The sequence below is a fragment of the Streptomyces melanosporofaciens genome (assembly GCF_900105695.1).
In the GTDB taxonomy this organism is placed as follows: Bacteria; Actinomycetota; Actinomycetes; order Streptomycetales; family Streptomycetaceae; genus Streptomyces; species Streptomyces antimycoticus.
Map to the genome: position 1 here is coordinate 9,586,257 of NZ_FNST01000002.1, position 15,762 is coordinate 9,602,018.

15 protein-coding genes are annotated in these 15,762 nt (G+C 71.4%); 5 read left to right on the forward strand and 10 right to left on the reverse strand.

The features are described from left to right. The first annotated feature begins 5 nt into the window (after positions 1-5). Positions 6-731 (forward strand): response regulator transcription factor, encoded by a 726-nt coding sequence (locus BLV72_RS43440; protein ID WP_425288489.1) that lies wholly within the window; start codon positions 6-8, stop codon positions 729-731. A 32-nt stretch (positions 732-763) separates the two neighbouring features. On the opposite strand, the gene BLV72_RS43445 is transcribed toward BLV72_RS43440, so the two are convergent. Next, positions 764-1,720 carry a LysR family transcriptional regulator gene (locus BLV72_RS43445; protein WP_244321300.1) on the reverse strand — a complete coding sequence of 319 codons (957 nt, stop codon included), beginning with the start codon at positions 1,718-1,720 and terminating at the stop codon, positions 764-766. A gap of 202 nt (positions 1,721-1,922) precedes the next feature. Between BLV72_RS43445 and BLV72_RS43450 the strand changes: the two genes are divergently transcribed. Then, positions 1,923-2,618 carry a type 1 glutamine amidotransferase domain-containing protein gene (locus BLV72_RS43450; protein WP_093469371.1) on the forward strand — a complete coding sequence of 232 codons (696 nt, stop codon included), beginning with the start codon at positions 1,923-1,925 and terminating at the stop codon, positions 2,616-2,618. Between the two features lie 60 nt (positions 2,619-2,678). Here the strand turns inward: BLV72_RS43450 and BLV72_RS43455 are convergent, their stop codons facing one another. Beyond that, a complete protein-coding gene (locus tag BLV72_RS43455) occupies positions 2,679-3,281 on the reverse strand; it encodes a TetR/AcrR family transcriptional regulator (RefSeq protein WP_093469372.1) in 603 nt (200 codons plus the stop codon). A gap of 257 nt (positions 3,282-3,538) precedes the next feature. On the opposite strand from BLV72_RS43455, the gene BLV72_RS43460 reads away from it, so the two are divergent. Then, positions 3,539-4,663 (forward strand): FAD-dependent oxidoreductase, encoded by a 1,125-nt coding sequence (locus BLV72_RS43460; RefSeq protein ID WP_093469374.1) that lies wholly within the window; start codon positions 3,539-3,541, stop codon positions 4,661-4,663. A 32-nt stretch (positions 4,664-4,695) separates the two neighbouring features. On the opposite strand, the gene BLV72_RS43465 is transcribed toward BLV72_RS43460, so the two are convergent. Then, complete coding sequence (locus BLV72_RS43465; protein WP_093470879.1) at positions 4,696-5,721, reverse strand: LacI family DNA-binding transcriptional regulator; 1,026 nt, start codon at positions 5,719-5,721, stop codon at positions 4,696-4,698. A gap of 238 nt (positions 5,722-5,959) precedes the next feature. Here BLV72_RS43465 and BLV72_RS43470 point away from each other — a divergent pair, with 238 nt between their 5' ends. Both BLV72_RS43470 and BLV72_RS43475 read left to right on the forward strand, forming a co-directional pair. Continuing rightward, positions 5,960-6,742 carry a TIM barrel protein gene (locus tag BLV72_RS43470; protein WP_093469375.1) on the forward strand — a complete coding sequence of 261 codons (783 nt, stop codon included), beginning with the start codon at positions 5,960-5,962 and terminating at the stop codon, positions 6,740-6,742. A gap of 78 nt (positions 6,743-6,820) precedes the next feature. Further along, positions 6,821-7,843 carry a Gfo/Idh/MocA family oxidoreductase gene (locus tag BLV72_RS43475; protein ID WP_093469377.1) on the forward strand — a complete coding sequence of 341 codons (1,023 nt, stop codon included), beginning with the start codon at positions 6,821-6,823 and terminating at the stop codon, positions 7,841-7,843. Positions 7,844-7,847: 4 nt separating this feature from the next. On the opposite strand, the gene BLV72_RS43480 is transcribed toward BLV72_RS43475, so the two are convergent. The 7 genes from BLV72_RS43480 to BLV72_RS43510 are packed head-to-tail and all read right to left on the reverse strand — an operon-like array spanning position 7,848 to position 15,759. Beyond that, entirely contained in the window at positions 7,848-8,591 is a 744-nt protein-coding gene (locus BLV72_RS43480) for a class I SAM-dependent methyltransferase (RefSeq protein WP_093469378.1), read from the reverse strand. A gap of 16 nt (positions 8,592-8,607) precedes the next feature. Continuing rightward, a complete protein-coding gene (locus tag BLV72_RS43485) occupies positions 8,608-9,861 on the reverse strand; it encodes an MFS transporter (RefSeq protein ID WP_093469380.1) in 1,254 nt (417 codons plus the stop codon). Next, complete coding sequence (locus tag BLV72_RS43490; RefSeq protein WP_093469381.1) at positions 9,858-10,349, reverse strand: pyridoxamine 5'-phosphate oxidase family protein; 492 nt, start codon at positions 10,347-10,349, stop codon at positions 9,858-9,860. The genes BLV72_RS43485 and BLV72_RS43490 overlap by 4 nt, the downstream gene beginning before the upstream one ends. Next, positions 10,346-11,566 (reverse strand): aminotransferase-like domain-containing protein, encoded by a 1,221-nt coding sequence (locus tag BLV72_RS43495; RefSeq protein WP_167746528.1) that lies wholly within the window; start codon positions 11,564-11,566, stop codon positions 10,346-10,348. The genes BLV72_RS43490 and BLV72_RS43495 overlap by 4 nt, the downstream gene beginning before the upstream one ends. Further along, positions 11,563-13,320 (reverse strand): non-ribosomal peptide synthetase, encoded by a 1,758-nt coding sequence (locus tag BLV72_RS43500; RefSeq protein ID WP_093469384.1) that lies wholly within the window; start codon positions 13,318-13,320, stop codon positions 11,563-11,565. Before BLV72_RS43500 ends, BLV72_RS43495 begins: the two co-directional genes overlap by 4 nt. Then, complete coding sequence (locus BLV72_RS43505) at positions 13,304-14,698, reverse strand: condensation domain-containing protein (protein WP_093469386.1); 1,395 nt, start codon at positions 14,696-14,698, stop codon at positions 13,304-13,306. The genes BLV72_RS43500 and BLV72_RS43505 overlap by 17 nt, the downstream gene beginning before the upstream one ends. Continuing rightward, the gene (locus BLV72_RS43510) at positions 14,695-15,759 is read right to left on the reverse strand and encodes an LLM class flavin-dependent oxidoreductase (protein WP_093469387.1); all 1,065 of its coding nucleotides are present in this window, start codon (positions 15,757-15,759) and stop codon (positions 14,695-14,697) included. Before BLV72_RS43510 ends, BLV72_RS43505 begins: the two co-directional genes overlap by 4 nt. Positions 15,760-15,762: the final 3 nt, after the last annotated feature.

Below are 15,762 nucleotides of genomic sequence, written 5' to 3' on the forward strand. Positions count from 1 at the left end.
CGATCATGCGTGATATGACGATCCAGGTGCTCATCGCCGACGACCAGGAGATGGTCCGAGCCGCCTTCCGCATGATTCTCGACTCCCAGCCGGACATGCGGGTGGTCGCCCAGGCGGCGACCGGTGTCGAGGCGGTCGAGCAGGCCCGCCGGCTGCGGCCCGACGTCTGCCTTCTGGACATCCGCATGCCCGAGCTGGACGGTCTGGAGGCCACCCGGCTCCTCGCCGGGCCCGATGTGCCGGACCCCCTCAACGTCCTCATCGCCACCACCTTCGACCTCGATGAGTACGTCTACCGGGCGCTGCGCAACGGCGCATGCGGCTTTCTGCTCAAGGACGGCGCGCCCGGTCTGCTCACCGAGGCGGTGCGGGCCGCGGCCTCGGGCAACTCGCTGATCTCCCCGTCGGTGACCGTTCGCCTGCTCGCACACATGGGACCGCACCGCGACCGGTCGGCTCCCTCCGAGGCCCGTCCGGCCAGCCGGGGGAGGGGCGGGCCGGAGGAGCTGATCGAGCCGCTGACCCAGCGGGAACGCGAAGTGGTCCGGCGGGTCGCCCGCGGCCGTACCAATGAGGAGGTGGCCGTCGATCTCCATGTCACCCTGTCCACGGTCAAGACCCATCTCGGCAACGTCCAGCGCAAACTGGCCGCCCGTAACCGCGTCGAGATCGCGGCCTGGGCCTGGGAGCACGGCATGGTGGACCAGTCCCCGCCGAGTGGCGGAGGGTGACCTGCTCGGCGGATTTCCCTGAGGTGTGCGCGCTACCAAGTGCGGGCGGCGCGCTGAAGCCGCTCCCGGACCCGGGCCACGTCCGGGTTGGCGTCGGCCCCCGGCCGCTGCACGAGGAAGAGTGTGTTGAGCGGCGGCTCATCGGGCTCATGGAGCAGAACGAGCCCGCCGGAGGTGAGGTCGTCCTGGCACAGGTAGCGCGGGAGCACGCTGTAGCCCGCGCCCGCGACGACGGCCGACACGGCCCCGCGCAGATCCGGCACGGTCACCGCGGCCTGGGCGGTGAGCCGCTTGCCGAAGACATTGCGCCAGTACCGGCGGGCGATGGGGAGGTCCTCCGCGTAGGTGATCAGCGGCACGTCACGGACGGCGGCACACGGCCCGTCGGCCGCCAGCCGCTCCCCGATGCGCCGGGCCCAGTCGGGCGAGGTGACCAGCACATAGTCCTCGTCCGCCAGCGGCAGCGAGGTCAGCGCGCGGCCGCCGGGGCGTCTGGTGGCGATCACGAGATCGTGGTGTCCCGCGCGCAGCGCGTCCAGCAGCGGATCGGTCAGCCCCATCGTGATCCGCAGCCGCAGCCCCTCGGCGATCAGCGAGGCGAGTGCGGGCAGGGCGCGGGCGCACAGCAACTCGGCCGGCCCGGCCAGATGGACCGGGATGGCGCGTCCGGTGAGCACGGTGCTCCGGCCGCCGAGGGAGGCGAGGGCGTCGAGTGGCCCGGCGATCTGCCCGGCCAGATCATGGGCGAGGTGGGTGGGTTCCACACCACGCGGCAGCCGGGTGAACAACTCCCGCCCGGTCTGCTGCTCCAGGGTGCGGATCTGGGCGGTGACGGTCGGCTGGGAGAGTCCGAGCAGTGGCGCCGCGGCGGTGAACGAGCCGGAGCGGTAGACGGCCAGAAAGGTGCGCAGCAGATTCAGATCGGCATGCGGCGGCGTCCGCCCGCCGCCGATGACGAGGTCGTCGCCCAGGTGTGTCCCATCCTCCATGCCGCCCAGCATAGAGAGACGTACGGCTCTTCCTTCCATCGGAATCCCGATGCCGACGATCGACTCACCTATTGGCATTTCGATGCCCAGTGGATCTACCTTCGAGCACGCCGCCAGGACGGCGGCGACACATGGGGGCGGCAACGCCCCAGGAGATCCCAGCGATCACGCGTACGGCGGGTGATCGCATCGAGGAGTGAGCATGGCGAAGATCCTGTTTGTGATGACCGGTGCCGACCAGTGGACACTGGCCGACGGTACCAAGCACCCCACCGGCTACTGGGCCGATGAGGCCGTTGCCCCCTATGAGGCGTTCAAGGCCGCGGGCCACGAGATCACCGTGGCCACGCCCGGCGGTGTCGTCCCGCCCGTCGACGCCGCCAGCCTCAGCCCCGAGGCCAACGGCGGCCCGGAGAACGCCGCCAGGATCAGGAGCGTCGCCGAGACCGCCGCCGAATTCCACGCCCCCATCGCGCTGAGCGAGGTGCGCCTGGACGAGTACGACGCCGTCCACGTCCCCGGTGGCCATGGCCCCATGGAGGACCTCGCGGCCGACGCCGATTCGGGGCGGATCCTCACCCTGGCGGTGCGGAGCGGTATGCCGGTGAGCGTGGTCTGCCACGGCCCGGCAGCGCTGCTGACGGCGGTCGCCGAGGACGGCACCCACGCCTACGCCGGCTACCGGATCACCGCCTTCACCAATGAGGAGGAGACGATGGCCGGCAACGCCGACAAGGCCAAGTGGCTTTTGCAGGACCGCCTGACCGAGGCGGGCCTGACGGTGCGGGTCGGCGAGCCCTTCGCGCCGCATGTGGAGGTCGACCGCAATGTGATCACCGGCCAGAACCCGGCCTCCTCCGGCCCGCTCGCGGACGAACTGCTCAAGAAGCTCGGCTGACCTCTCATCCCTCGTCCCCGTCCACCGCACCGGTGGACGGGACGTGGTCCGAACAACTGCCTAGGCGCTACGGGGCACCGGCGACTTGGTCGGCGGTTGCCAGCCCTGTGTGAGGATGTCGAAGATGGCGTCGACGGCGGCTCGGCGGTCCTGCTGGCCGCGGGCCAGGGCCGGGACCTCGAGTACGAATCGGGCAAGAGTCACACATGCGAGGTTGTCGTGGTCGACGCCGAGCTCATCGGCGATGGCTGCGCTGAGGCTGTCGGTGTGCCGGGTCCACATGCGTTCCGCGTAGGCGCGCAGTGCCGGGGTGGAGTCCACCAGGTTGGTGAACTCGGCCATCCGCGGATGCGCCGTGATCGGCAGCCATGAGTCGAGGACATGCTGTCGGAGGGCGTCGAGGATGCTCTGATCAGCGGCTCGCTGCTGTACCGCGGCGATCAGTTGTGACTCCCGGCCCTGCTCCTGGTCGAATACCAGCGCTTCCTTGCCGGTGAAGTGCTTGAACACCGTGGTGGTCGACACGTCGGCCGCGTCGGCGATGTCACGGATGCTCACCTGGTCGTAGCCGCGTTCCAGGAAGAGCTGCAGCGCGGCGTCGGCGATCGCCTGGCGGGTGGCCGCCTTCTTGCGTTCGCGGCGGCCGACGGGGGGCTCGGTCATGGCTTGAGCATATCCGATAGTTGCATCGATGACTAAGTGGACTCGTTGCACTTTTTTATTGGGTCTGCTTTTCTGGGGTCTGCGAGAACCCGAGCGGCACCTCTTCCTCGGCGTGCCCCTCGTCTGCGCCGCATCGACGGTCGCCGTCCTGTGCATCAAGAAGGCCCGGTGCGCGGCATGTCCGAGGCCGAGGGTGATGCCGGAACGCCCGGCCCTGCTCGCCTCATGCCCCCTCTTCGCCGGTGAAAGGAACCACCATGACCTCACCAGAGCCTGCCCACGCCCGCATCAGCATCATCGGCGCCGGGCCCGGCGGCCTGACCTGCGCCCGGATCCTCCAGCAGCGCGGCATAGCGGTCACCGTCTACGACCGAGACTCGGGCCCCGGCGCGCGCAACCAGGGCGGCACCCTCGACCTGCACGCGGACAACGGCCAGATCGCCCTGCGCGAAGCCGGCCTGCTCGACGAGTTCTTCAAGCTGGCCCGCCCCGAAGGGCAGGAAATGCGGAAGATGGACTCGGCCGGCACGGTGACGTTCCATCATGTCCCGGAGGCCGACGAGCTGTTCAAGCCGGAAATCGACCGCGGTCAGCTGCGCACGCTACTGCTCGACTCCCTGCACCCGGGAACCCTGCACTGGGGCCGCGCCCTCGATGCGGTCAGCGGGCCCGCCGATGGGCCGCGGCAGCTGTCCTTCGCCGACGGCACGACCATCGAGACCGATCTGGTCATCGGCGCCGACGGCGCCTCGTCCCGGGTGCGCCCGGCCGCGTCCCCGGCCGTCCCCGAGTACACCGGGGTGAGCTTCCTGGAGGCATGGTTCTCCGACGTGGAGAACCGGCACCCCGACCTCGCCGAGCTGGTCGGCTCGGGCAGCGCCGGCGCGGCCGACGGCGACCGTGGCCTGTTCGCCCAGCGCAACAGCGGAGACCACATCCGCGTCTACGTCATCCGGCGAACCCCGGTCGACTGGCTCGCCTCGAGCGGCCTGACCACCGACGACACCGACGGCATCCGCGCCCTGCTCCTCGACGAGTACGCGCACTGGTCGCCCCGTATGCGCCAGATGATCACCACCAACGACGGCCCCTACGTCGACCGGCCGCTCTTCGCCCTCCCGGTCCCGCACACCTGGGAACACAACCCGACGGTGACCCTGCTGGGCGACGCCGCCCACCTCATGCCCCCGCTCGGTGTCGGCGTCAACCTCGCCATGCTCGACGCGAGCGAACTCGCCCTCGCCCTCGCGAACGCGGCCACCGTCGATGACGCCATCCGCGTCTACGAGAAGACCATGCTCCCCCGCTCCATCGAGATGGCCAAGGCCCTCGAAGGCGGCGCCGAGCATCTGCTGTCCGCCGACGTACCCGAGCACTTCTGAAGGCAGCAGCGAAACGCCCCAGTGGTCGCGGATCAGGCGGGCCCGGCCGTCGTGCCCCGGATGACGAGCTGCGGGGCGACCACCGCCTCCCCGGTGGGTGTCCGCTCGCCCTCCAGGCGGGCGATGGCCCGGCCGACGGCGAGTTCGGCGAGGCGGGGGATGTCCTGACCGACCGTGGTGAGGTTGATATGGGCCAGGCGCGACAGATGGCTGTCGTCGAAGCCGATGACGGAGATCTCGTCGGGGACGGAGACCCGGGCGCGGAGGAAGGTGTCCAGGACGCCGGTGGCGGAGCGGTCGTTGAAGGCGAGGACGGCCGTGGGCAGGGGAGTGGCATCGAGGAGGGCGCGGGCGCCCGTGGCGCCGTCCTCCTCGGTGAGGCCGCCGGGCAGGACGCGGACGTGGTCGGCGAGGCCGTGGCGGCTCATGGCGGTGCGGTAACCACGGCGCCGGTCGGCGGCGCCGGGTGCCCGGCCGCCGTCGATATGGGCGATGTCGTGGTGGCCGAGGGCCACCAGGTGGTCCACGGCCTGGCGGGCGCCCTCGTCATCGGCGGTCCGCACCACCTCCACGCCCGGGGCGGTCCCGCGCAGTCGGCGGGCCACGGAGACGACCGGGAGCTGTCCGGCGAGTTCGGCGAGCCGCGCGGCCGGGGCCTGCGGCCCGAGCAGGATCAGGGCCTCGCAGCGGTCGGCGAGCAGGGTGTCGGTCGCCCGCCGCTCGCCACGGCCCGCGGCCACGGCGCTCAGCGCGATCTGGTACCCGGCCGGTTCGGCCACCGCGTAGATGCCCTCCAGCAGGTCTGAGTGGAAGGGGTGCTGGAGGCCGAACTGCACCCCGAGGAGACGGGACCGGTGGCTGCGCAGCAGCCGGGCCCGGGCGTCCGGCCGGTATCCGATCTCCTGTGCCGCCTTGAGGACCCGCTCGCGGGTGGCGGCGCCGGCGCCCTTGGCGTCCCGCATCACGATGGAGACCAGCGCCGTGGACACACCTGCCCGCGCCGCCACGTCCGCGAGCGTGGGGCGCTTCCCGTGGGGGACGGCCGGCGTCGGTGGCACCACTGGCCTCCCTGGTCGAGGTGTTGTCTTCGGGCGGAGCGGGCGGGGTTCGCCTTCCGGGCGACGATGGTAGCCCAGGGCGCGATATGCGGTTGCCCGGCTTCTATAACGTTCTAGTGATGCGGCCGTCGGCCCTTGACAGGGGCGTCCGGTGGCTGGCGTACTGCTGCTCGTCTCTAGAACGTTCTAGTAGCTGGAACGTTCTAGTCGTGCCGGGCCGTAGAGAGGACGAGCAGCGATGTACACGTTGGCGGTCTGCGCCGAGATGGTCTTCCGGGATCTGCCGGTCCAGGAACGGGCACGGCGCATCCACGACGCCGGCTTCCAGGTCGAGATCTGGGACTGGAGCCGACACGATCTGACCGCACTGGAGCGGACCGGCGCGGTGTTCTCCTCGATGACCGGCTATCTCCGCGGCAGCCTGACGGACGAGGACGGGGCGGCCGAACTCCTGCGCACCGCCGAGGAGTCGGTCAAAGTGGCCGAACGGCTCGGCTGTCCCCGGCTGAATCTGCACGGCACCGGGCTGGACGGCGACGGCCTGCCAATGGTGCCGGTGGCGGGCCCGGCCACCGGCCCGATGTGGATCGCCGCCCATCGCACCCTCACCCGCCTCGCCGAACTCGGCGAGCGCGCCGGGGTCACCTTCACCCTGGAGAACCTCAACACCGCCGTCGACCACCCGGGCGTGCCGTTCGCGACGGCCGCCGACACCCTGGCGCTGGTCGAGGCCGTGGACCGACCGGGTCTGCGGATGAACCTGGACCTGTACCACGCGCAGATCGGCGAGGGAAACCTGATCGAGCTGGTCCGCCGGTCCCACGGCCGGGGTCTGATCGGCGAGATCCAGGTGGCCGACGTACCGGGCCGCCGCGAGCCCGGAACCGGGGAGATCAACTACCCGGCCCTCGCCCGCACCCTCGTCGACCTCCGCTACGAGGGCACCGTGGCCATGGAGGCGTGGGCCTCCGGCGACAGCGACCTCGCCCTGGAGCGCTTCCGCTCCGCCTTCACCCCCTGACGGCGCGGCCGCGACACCGTACCGCCCTGATCGCACCCCTTCTCGCCCACGGAACTACGGAACCTACGGAGCATCCGCATGACCACGCGACACCCTCTCCCCGTCGGTCTCATCGGCGCCGGCCGCATGGGCTCCTTCCACGCCGAGACCCTCACCCGCCGCCTCCCCGGCGCCCGTCTCGCGGCCATCGCCGACCCGGCCCCGGGTGCCGCCCAGGCACTCGCCGACCGGCTGGGCGGCGCCACGGCGTACACCGAGATAGGCGAACTGCTGGCCGACCCCGGGATCGAGGCGGTGGTCATCGCCACCCCGGCCCGCAGCCACGCCGGGCTAGTCGAGGCCGCGGCCCGGGCGGGCAAGGCCGTCTACTGCGAGAAGCCCATGGCCGTCACCCTCGATGAGGCCGACCGCGCCATCGCGGCCGCGGCCGACGCCGGTGTCCCCCTCCAGGTGGGCTTCAACCGCCGCTATGACACCGGCTTCCACGCCGCCCACGAGAAGATCCGCGCAGGTGCCATCGGCACCCCGCAGCTGCTGCGTTCGCTCACCCGCGACCCCCAGCTGGCCGATCCGGGCCGTATCCCGCCGTGGACCATCTTCCTGGAGACCCTCATCCACGACTTCGACACCCTGCGCTTTCTCAACCCCGGCGCCACCCCGGTCGAGGTCTTCGCATTCGCCGACGCCCTGGTCCGTCCCGACTTCAAGGACCGCGGACTGCTCGACACCGCCGTGGTCACCATCCGCTTCGACAACGGCGCCCTGGCCACCGCCGAGGCGAACTTCCAGGCCGTGTACGGATACGACGTCCGCGGTGAGGTCTTCGGCTCGGCCGGCATGCTCACCCTGGGCGACATCCGCCGCAGCCATCTGACCGCCTACGGCCCGGACGGCATCGGCGCCGCATGTGTCACCTATGACCAGGAGCTCTTCCATGACGCCTACGTCGCCGAACTCGCCGACTTCACCGAGTGCGTGCGCGCCGGACGTGCCCCCTCCGTCACCGGACAGGACGCCCGCGCCGCCCTGTCCGTCGCGCTCGCGGCCATCCAGTCGGTCACCGCCAACGGACCCGTCCGGGTCGGCGACACCGTGGCGTAGGCCCTCACACGGCCTCGGCAGGCTTGCGGTAGACCACGACATACCCGCCCTCCGCGGTGAAGGGCGCTCGCGACCAGCCGTCCCAGCGCCCTTCCAGCCGGAGGCCCGCCAGCCGCGCCATCAGGTCCAGCTCGGTGGGCCACGCATAGCGGAACACCATGGGGTACAGCTTTGTCCCGCCCTCGGTGATGGCGACGTACTGCCGGTTGACCGTCTGCCTCACCCGGTCGAACTTCGAGACCCGCAGGACCACCTGGTCGAGCGCCACATGAAGGGCGTCGCTGGCCTGCGGCTGGATCAGCCGGTGCGGATCGGGGACGAACACCTGCAGGACGAAGGCGCCACCGGGAGCCAGCCGCGCGGCCACGTTCTGGAAGCAGCGGATCTGGGTCTCCTGGTCGCGCAGCAGGAAGAACGTGTGCTGAACGGCGTAGACGAGGTCGAACGTCCCGTCGACGGCGGCCTCCGCGAAGTCGCCCTCGACGGCCCGCACCTGTGCGCTGCCCGGCTTGTCGGCCATCTGCTGGAGCATGACGGGGGAGGCGTCGATGCCGGTGACCCGCACCCCCCGCTCCGCCAGCGGCAGGGCGACCCGCCCGGTGCCCACCCCGAGCTCCAGCGCATGGCCGGGCTTGGCCACGTCCACGAGGAACCCCACCGCCGCGTCCTCGTCCTTCGCGGCCGGCCAGCCGATGGCGTCGTGGTCGGTCATGTGGTCGCCGTAGGTCGACGATTCGTATCCCTGCACGTGCGCACTCCTCTGGCTAGGCGACTCGGCGAGGGCCCAGCAGGCCCTTGGCGGCGAACGGAACGAGAACGAGGGTGAGCGCCGCGGAGAGCAGCAGTCCGCCGCGCGCACCGAGCGCACTCACCAGCGGGCCGCTGAGCGGCAGGCCGATCGGGGCCGCCAGCGTCGAGCCGGTGGTCCAGAGCGTGATCACCGGCTGCTGCTCATGGGGCGGGAGCTCCGACTGCACAAAGGTGTAGGCGATGGGGGTGAAGGGGGCGTAGATGAGCCCGCCCAGGGCGAAGGCGCACATCGCCACCGGCCCGGAGGGGGCCAGGGCGAGCAGCACCACCGAACCGCCCCACAGCGCGATGACCGCCACCAGGACGGCCTGCTGGTGCAGTTTCCGCAGGAACCCGGTGAGCGCCCCGCCGAGCAACGCCCCGGCGCCGAAGGCGGTCCAGATGATGCCCAGGGTGTTTCCGTCCCCGTGGAGCTCTCCGTTGACCAGCACGGGAAGCGCCACTTCCACCGGCATATAGGACAGATTGAAGAAGAAGACCACGAAGAACAGGCGGGCGGCCACGGGACGCAGCCGCAGGATCCGCCACCCGGACTCCGTCGACCGCTCCGCCCGGGGCGCTCGCGGCTGTGGCGGCACGACGAGCGCGACGGCCCCGAACAGCAAGAGGAAGCTGAGCGCTTCGAGGAGGACCGCCACGTCCGCTCCGAACGCGACCGTGACCGCGCCACCGACCGCCGGCCCCACGACGTAGAGCGCCAGGCTGTTGGCGAAGCCCAGCAGTCCGTTGACGGTGAAGAGCTCGTCCTTCCCGGCCATACCGGTGGCGACGAGGCGCCGGCTGCTGGACGCCGTCTGATGCAGGACGGACCCGAGGAGCAGCGCCACCACCAGGAACCGGATGTCGATCCGGTCGGCCATGGCGGCGAGACCCACCACCGTGAAGAGGACGGTGCGCAGCGCGCTGTCGGTGATGACCACGGCCCGGGTGGGCAGCCGCAGCCGTCCCAGGCCGATGCTGAGGGCGAGCACGGTCGACAGTACATACGGCGCGGTCATCACCAGGCCGACCGCCACGGGGGCGGAGAGCTGTCCGTGGTGGCGTATGGCCAGCAGCGGCAGGGCGATCAGCAGGATGCCATCGCCCACGCTGGAGACCACATAGCCGGCGAGCAGTACGGCCAGGCGCGGGTTCCCCGTCAGCACCCGGCGGTAGGACCGGTGGCCGGCGCCCCCTTCCGCCGTCTCGTCCGTGGTGTCCGTGCTCATGGGCAATCCGTTCGCGCTTCGCGGGGCGGGCGGAAGGACAGGTCCGCGATCCACAGGGTGTCGGGCACCAGCAGGGCCCAGCGGGTGCCCCGGGCGGACGGGTCGTCGCGCAGGCTGAACCGGGTGTCCCACAGCTCCTCCCGCTCGCCCAGGTACCGGGTGAGCTTGCGGCGGCCCCGGTCCGTGTCGAAGTCCACCACCCGGCCGTGGCCACGGGCGATGACCTGGTGAACGGTGCCGGTCGCGAGGTCGCACGAGTCCACCACGAGTTCGAAGACCGGGGCACGGTCCAGTCGCTCCTCCAGCCGGGCCCAGGGGCCCGTGAGCACCCAGAAGGCGTGGTCCTCCCACAGGAACCACACGGGCCGCACCCGTGGGCCCTCGGTGGCCAGCCGGGCCACCAGGGGCCGGGCCAGGAACGCGTCCACGTCGAACGGGGCCTTGTCGAGGCCCGGGAAGGTTCCGTCGTCGTCCCTGGTGAGCTTCATGAGCGGGGCCCCTTGCGCAGGGTCCGCCACGCCCGTTCCAGCCGCGCGACGCCTTCGACGATGTCCTCGGCACGGGTGCAGGAGAAGGACAGCCGGAGGGTGGACGGGTCGGGCCCGGTGGCGTAGAAATCGGTCCCCGGTACGAAGGAGACACCTTCCTCGACCGCGGCGGCCAGCAGTGCGGTGGCGTCGGCGCCCCCGGGAAGCCTCGCCCAGACGAAGAAGCCACCGTGGGGCACCTCGAACTCCAAAGCCCCCTCGAAGGAGTCGGCCAAGGCGCTCACCAGTGCGTCGCGGCGCCTGCGATAGAGATGACGGGCGTGCTCCAGCCGGGTGGCCAGAAAGCCGGGCTCCTGGACGAGCTCATGCACCACCTGCTGCATCAGAAGCGAATTCCCCAGGTCGGCCGCCTGTTTGAACTTCATCAGCACATCGGTGAGAAACGGTGGGAGGACCAGATGGCCCAGGCGCGCCGCGGGGAAGAGCACCTTGGAGAAGGTACCCATCCGTACGGCGCCGGCCACGGCGGAGGTCGCGGCGGCCGGCCGGGGCGCGACGGTGTCGTAGCCGAGATCCCGGTAGGGGTCGTCCTCGACGAGGACACAGCCGTACCGCTGCGCGAGGGCGGCCAGCCGGCGCCGGTGCGCGGTGTCCAGGGTGGCGCCCGTCGGATTGGCGAAGGTGGGTACCACATAGATGATTTTGGCCCGTTCCTCCACGGACAGCGCCGCTTCGAGCCGGTCGAGACCCTCGTCCGATCCCAGGGGAAGGTCCACCACCCGGGCCTGGAAGAGACGGAAGACCTGGAGCGCTCCCACATAGCTGGGCCGGTCCACGAAGACCACGTCCCCGGGATCGAGCAGCGCCTTGCACAGCAGGTCGAGGCCCTGTTGTGAGCCATGGGTGAGAAGCACCTGCCCGGCGTCGACCGGACGGCCGAGCTCGGCGGACTCCCGGGCCGCGATCCACGACCGGAGCTCGGGCAGCCCGCTCGCGTCGCCGTACCGCAGCGGCAGGCCGCCCTGGCTCAGCAGGCGGGTGGTGGCGTCGGTGAACTCCTGGTGGCAGTAGGTCTCCGGAGCCGGGCTGCCGGCCGCCAGAGCGATCACATCGTGGCCGTCGGTCAGCCGGAGCACGGCGCCGACGGCGGAGTCCGCGAGCTGGTCCGTACGGCTCGCCAGAACCGGAAGCCTGCTGGGCGCGTCCGTGAAGGTCACCGGGGCTCCTCCCCGCCGTCGCTCGCGGCCGTACAGATCCGGCGCGGGGTCCGCTGACGGAAGATGAGGGTGTACGGGACGTCGATGCCGTGCCGTTCCAGAAGGGACTGCCGCACCCGGGCGACGCCCATGGAGTCCCCGCCCAAGCCGAAGAAGTCGTCGTGGGCGCCGATGTCCGCGCGGCCGAGGACCTCCCGGAAGACGTCGATGACCTGCTGCTCGGTCTCGTCCCGCGCGGTGGCCGGACGACCGCGGAACACGATGTCCGCCGTGGGTTCCGGGAGCCGGCCGCGGTCCACCTTCCCGCTGGACAGCAGCGGCAGGGAGGAGAGACGCACCAGGACGCCGGGCACCATCTGAGGGGGCAGCCGCCGGGCGACCGCGTCGATCACCTCATCGGCGGCCGACCGGTCGTCGTCCACGACCAGATACCCCACCAGCCGTGGCCGCTCCCCGTCATGGACACGGATCGCGGCCGCGGCCCCGGTGACCCCGGGCGAGGCGAGCAGCGCGGCCTCGACGGCCGCGAGATCGACGCGGACACCGTTGACCTTCGGGTCGTCGTTCAGCCGGCGGACGAATTCCACCCGCCCCTTCTCATCGACACGCACCAGATCACCGGTGCGGTACAGGCGCCGCCCGCCGCCGTGGAACGGATCGGGTACGAAGCGGCGTGCGGTCTGTTCCGGGTCGCCGAGGTAGCCGCGGGCCAGCCCGACACCGCCGATGAACAGCTCCCCGACCTCCCCGTCGGGCACCGGCGCCAGCGCGTCGTCGAGCACATGGACCCGGGTACCGCGGATCGGACGGCCCACGGAGGGGAGACCTCCGGTGGACCCCTCCAAGGGGTCGAGCCGGGCCGCGAGGCGGACGCTGGACGCCTCGGTGACACCGTAGGAGTTGACGACCTCGAAGGGCAGCCCGCGGGGCCAGACCCGCAGTTGCTCACCGCCCGTCACCAGCAGGCGCAGCGGGCAGTCGGCCGGCCAGGGGACGCCGAAGAGCCGTTCCGCGAGCCCGGTCACCACGATGCTCCAGGTCACCCCCTGGTCCAGCAGCCAGTCACGGAGCGCCCCCGGCTCGCGGACGGCGCCTTCCTCGGAGACGGCGATGGCGGCGCCCGCGGTCAGCGGAGTCCACAACTCCCATCGTGAGATGGCGAATCCGGGGGACGCCAGCCAGCCGCTGCGGTCCTCGGGGCGGATCGAGAAGGCGTCATGGGACCACAGCGCCTCGTTCACGATGCCCGCGTGCGTAAGGGCCACCGCCTTGGGGCGGCCGGTCGAGCCCGAGGTGAAGTAGACGCAGGCGACAGCGCCGTCCTCGCCCTCCGGAGCCGGCGGCAGACCGGCCAGTGGCCGGTCCACGGGGGGATCCGCGACCTCGCTGATGGTCAGTCCCGGACCCACTGTCAGCCGCACCCCGGCGACCCCCAGCATGTCCGCGATCCGGGCCGGGGGCAGATCCGTCGCCAGTGGCACATAGACGCCACCGGCCTTCCACACGGCGAGCGCGGCGATCACATGCTCGGCGGAGCGCGGCACGCCGACCCCGATGGTCATGTCGCCGCCCGCGCCCCTTGCCACCAGGGCCCGGGCCAAGTCCTCCGCGCGCCGGTCGAGTTGGCGGTGGGTGAGGACGGTGTCGCCCTCGATCAGCGCCGGCCGGTCCGGCCACCGTCGTGCGGCGTCGCGCACCAGGTCGTGGGTGTGGGCCGGACGGCCGTGTCCGGGCGGGTCAGCGGCCGCTGTCATGCCACACCTCCCCGAGCCGCGTCTGGGGGTCCTTGAGCATGTGCTCCAGGTTCCGGCAGTGGCGGTCGACGTAGCGCTGTGCGCTGCTCGGGGTGAAGACCGCGCGGTTGTACGTCATCTCGCCCTCCAGCCCGGTCGGGCCGGCGTAGAGGGTGGGCACCACGTTCTGGCCGTAGACATGCGCGTACCGATCGCCGTCCAGCTCGATGGGATAGCAGGTCTCCCTGGTGAACTCGAAGGGACGGACCTCGGCGTCGCCGATGCGCTCCGGCGGGCCCAGATCGGCGTTGAGGACGCTGCCGCGCACCCATACGTGGTACAGCGCCCTCGCCGGCCAGGGCCGTCTGGCCGTGAAGTCCGGGTCGATCGCGTCGGCGATGCGCGGATACGGCAACTGGTTGTCGTAGGCGTCGAGCGCGGTGTCCCTGACGTGTTCCAGAAGCTCGCCGAAGGTGTGCTCGGGGCGCACCTCGATCGGCAGCAGCACCAGATCGGCGAAGTGCCCGACCGCATGCGGATCCGGTTTGAGCTCCAGCCGGGTCAGCGTGGAGCCGACCACGACGCGCCGCGCCCCGCAGAGGTCCGCGAGGGCGGCCACATAGGCCGCGACATGGATCAGATAGGGGGTGACGCCCGCCCGGCCGCGGAGCCCGGCGAGGGCCTCCGGATCGGCCTCGGCCCGGAACGGCGTCGTCTCCCGCAGGAAGACCGGCGGTGGGGCCGCGGGATAGTCGGTGCGCACGTCGAGCGGGGCGGGCAGGGGGCTGAGCACCCGGCGCCAGTGGTCCAGACGCCGGTCGGCGTCCGCGGGCGGCCGGGCGGCCCGCCGCACGAAGTCGCGGTACTGCTCCTGCCGTGCCGGAGGGGCGATCCCCTCGTACGCCTCGGCCAGGTGCCGGACGACCAGCTGCACCGAGGGGGCGTCCAGCACCAGATGGGCGGCGGACAGGACCAGCACATGCTCCGCCGGGGAGCGGCGCACCAGCGTCGCCCGCCACAGCGGGCCCCGGACGTAGTCGAAGAGGCGGTGCTCCTCGGCGCCGGCCACCAGCTCGCAGTAGGTGTCCTGATCCTCCGGTGGCACGCCGGAGAGATCCACCAGGGCGAGGAGGGGTGGGTGCGCGTCCTCCGCGTCCTGGACGTGGGTGCGGGGTGCGGTGCCCAGGTCGCTGAGACTGGTGCGCAGCGCCTCGTGCCGTCGGCGGACATCGGCCAGCGCCCGTTCGAGCCGCCCGGTGTCCAGCCGGCCGTGCAACGTGAACGCCAGACAGACATTGGTCCTGGTCATCGCCGCGTCGTCCGGGTTCATGAAGCGCATGCTCTCCCAGATCCACTCCTGCTGCGGACTGAGCGGAACCGGATCGCCGGACGCGGTCATTCGCCCTCCATGAGCTCGGGCAGCACGCGCTCCCCGAGCAGCCGCACCGCCCGCATGGCCTCGGTGTGCGGGACGGACCCGAACCGCAGCTGCAGGCTCAGTTCGGCACCGGGGTAGAGCTTGCCGATGCGGCGGAGGGTGGCGGCCGTCTCGGCCACCCCACCCACGATGATGTTGTCCGCGGCCATCAGACCGGCCACCGTGGTCGTGCGAGCCGCCTGTTCCATGCGCTCATAGCCTCGGTACTGGTCCGAGGTGATGCCGCGCCAACTCCCGTATGCCTCAAGCTGTTTGGCCCGGTACGCGGCGTAGTGCTCCTCGGCTCGCGCCACCGCCTCGTCCTGGCTCTCCGCCACATAGCAGTGGTAGCTGACATGCAGTCGGAAGTCCGGGGAGTGGCCGTGCTCGATCCGGGTGGCGCGGTACAGATCGAGCAGCCCGGTGAGCTTCTCATGGCTGGCCACCACCGGGATGATCATGAGGTGGTACCCCTTGGACGCGGCCCAGGTGAAGGTCTCCGGAGAGGTGGTGGCGGCGATGAACACCGGTGGCCGGGGGAGCTGCGCGGGGCGGGGCAGCATCGCGGGCAGCGGGCCGAAGCGGTGGAAGCGGCCCTCCCAGCGGAAACCCTCGTCCGTCCACAACCGCTCGACGGCCTCGACGTTCTCCTCCAGCAGAGCCCGGCTGTCGGCCATGTCCACCTCGAACGCCTCGAACTCCGAGGGCAGGAACGCCCGGCCGAACCCGGCGTCGAGGCGGCCGTGGGAGAGGTTGTCGAGGACCGACAGTGAGGCGGCCAGCTTGATGGGGTGGGTGAACGCGGGGGTGACCGCCCCGGTCACCAGCCGTACGCGGGTCGTCCGCCGGGCGATGGCCGACAGCAGCGCCACCGGGTCCGGGCTGTATCCGCCCCACTCGTGGAAGTGGTGCTCGACCAGCTTCACATGGCTGAAGGAGAGCCGGTCGGCCAGCTCGCTGAGCTCGATGATCTCGTCGTAGAACCGTTCGGCCGGCATCTCGCCGGGGCCCACGGTGGGCAGGAAGTTGAGCCCGACCTTCATGGT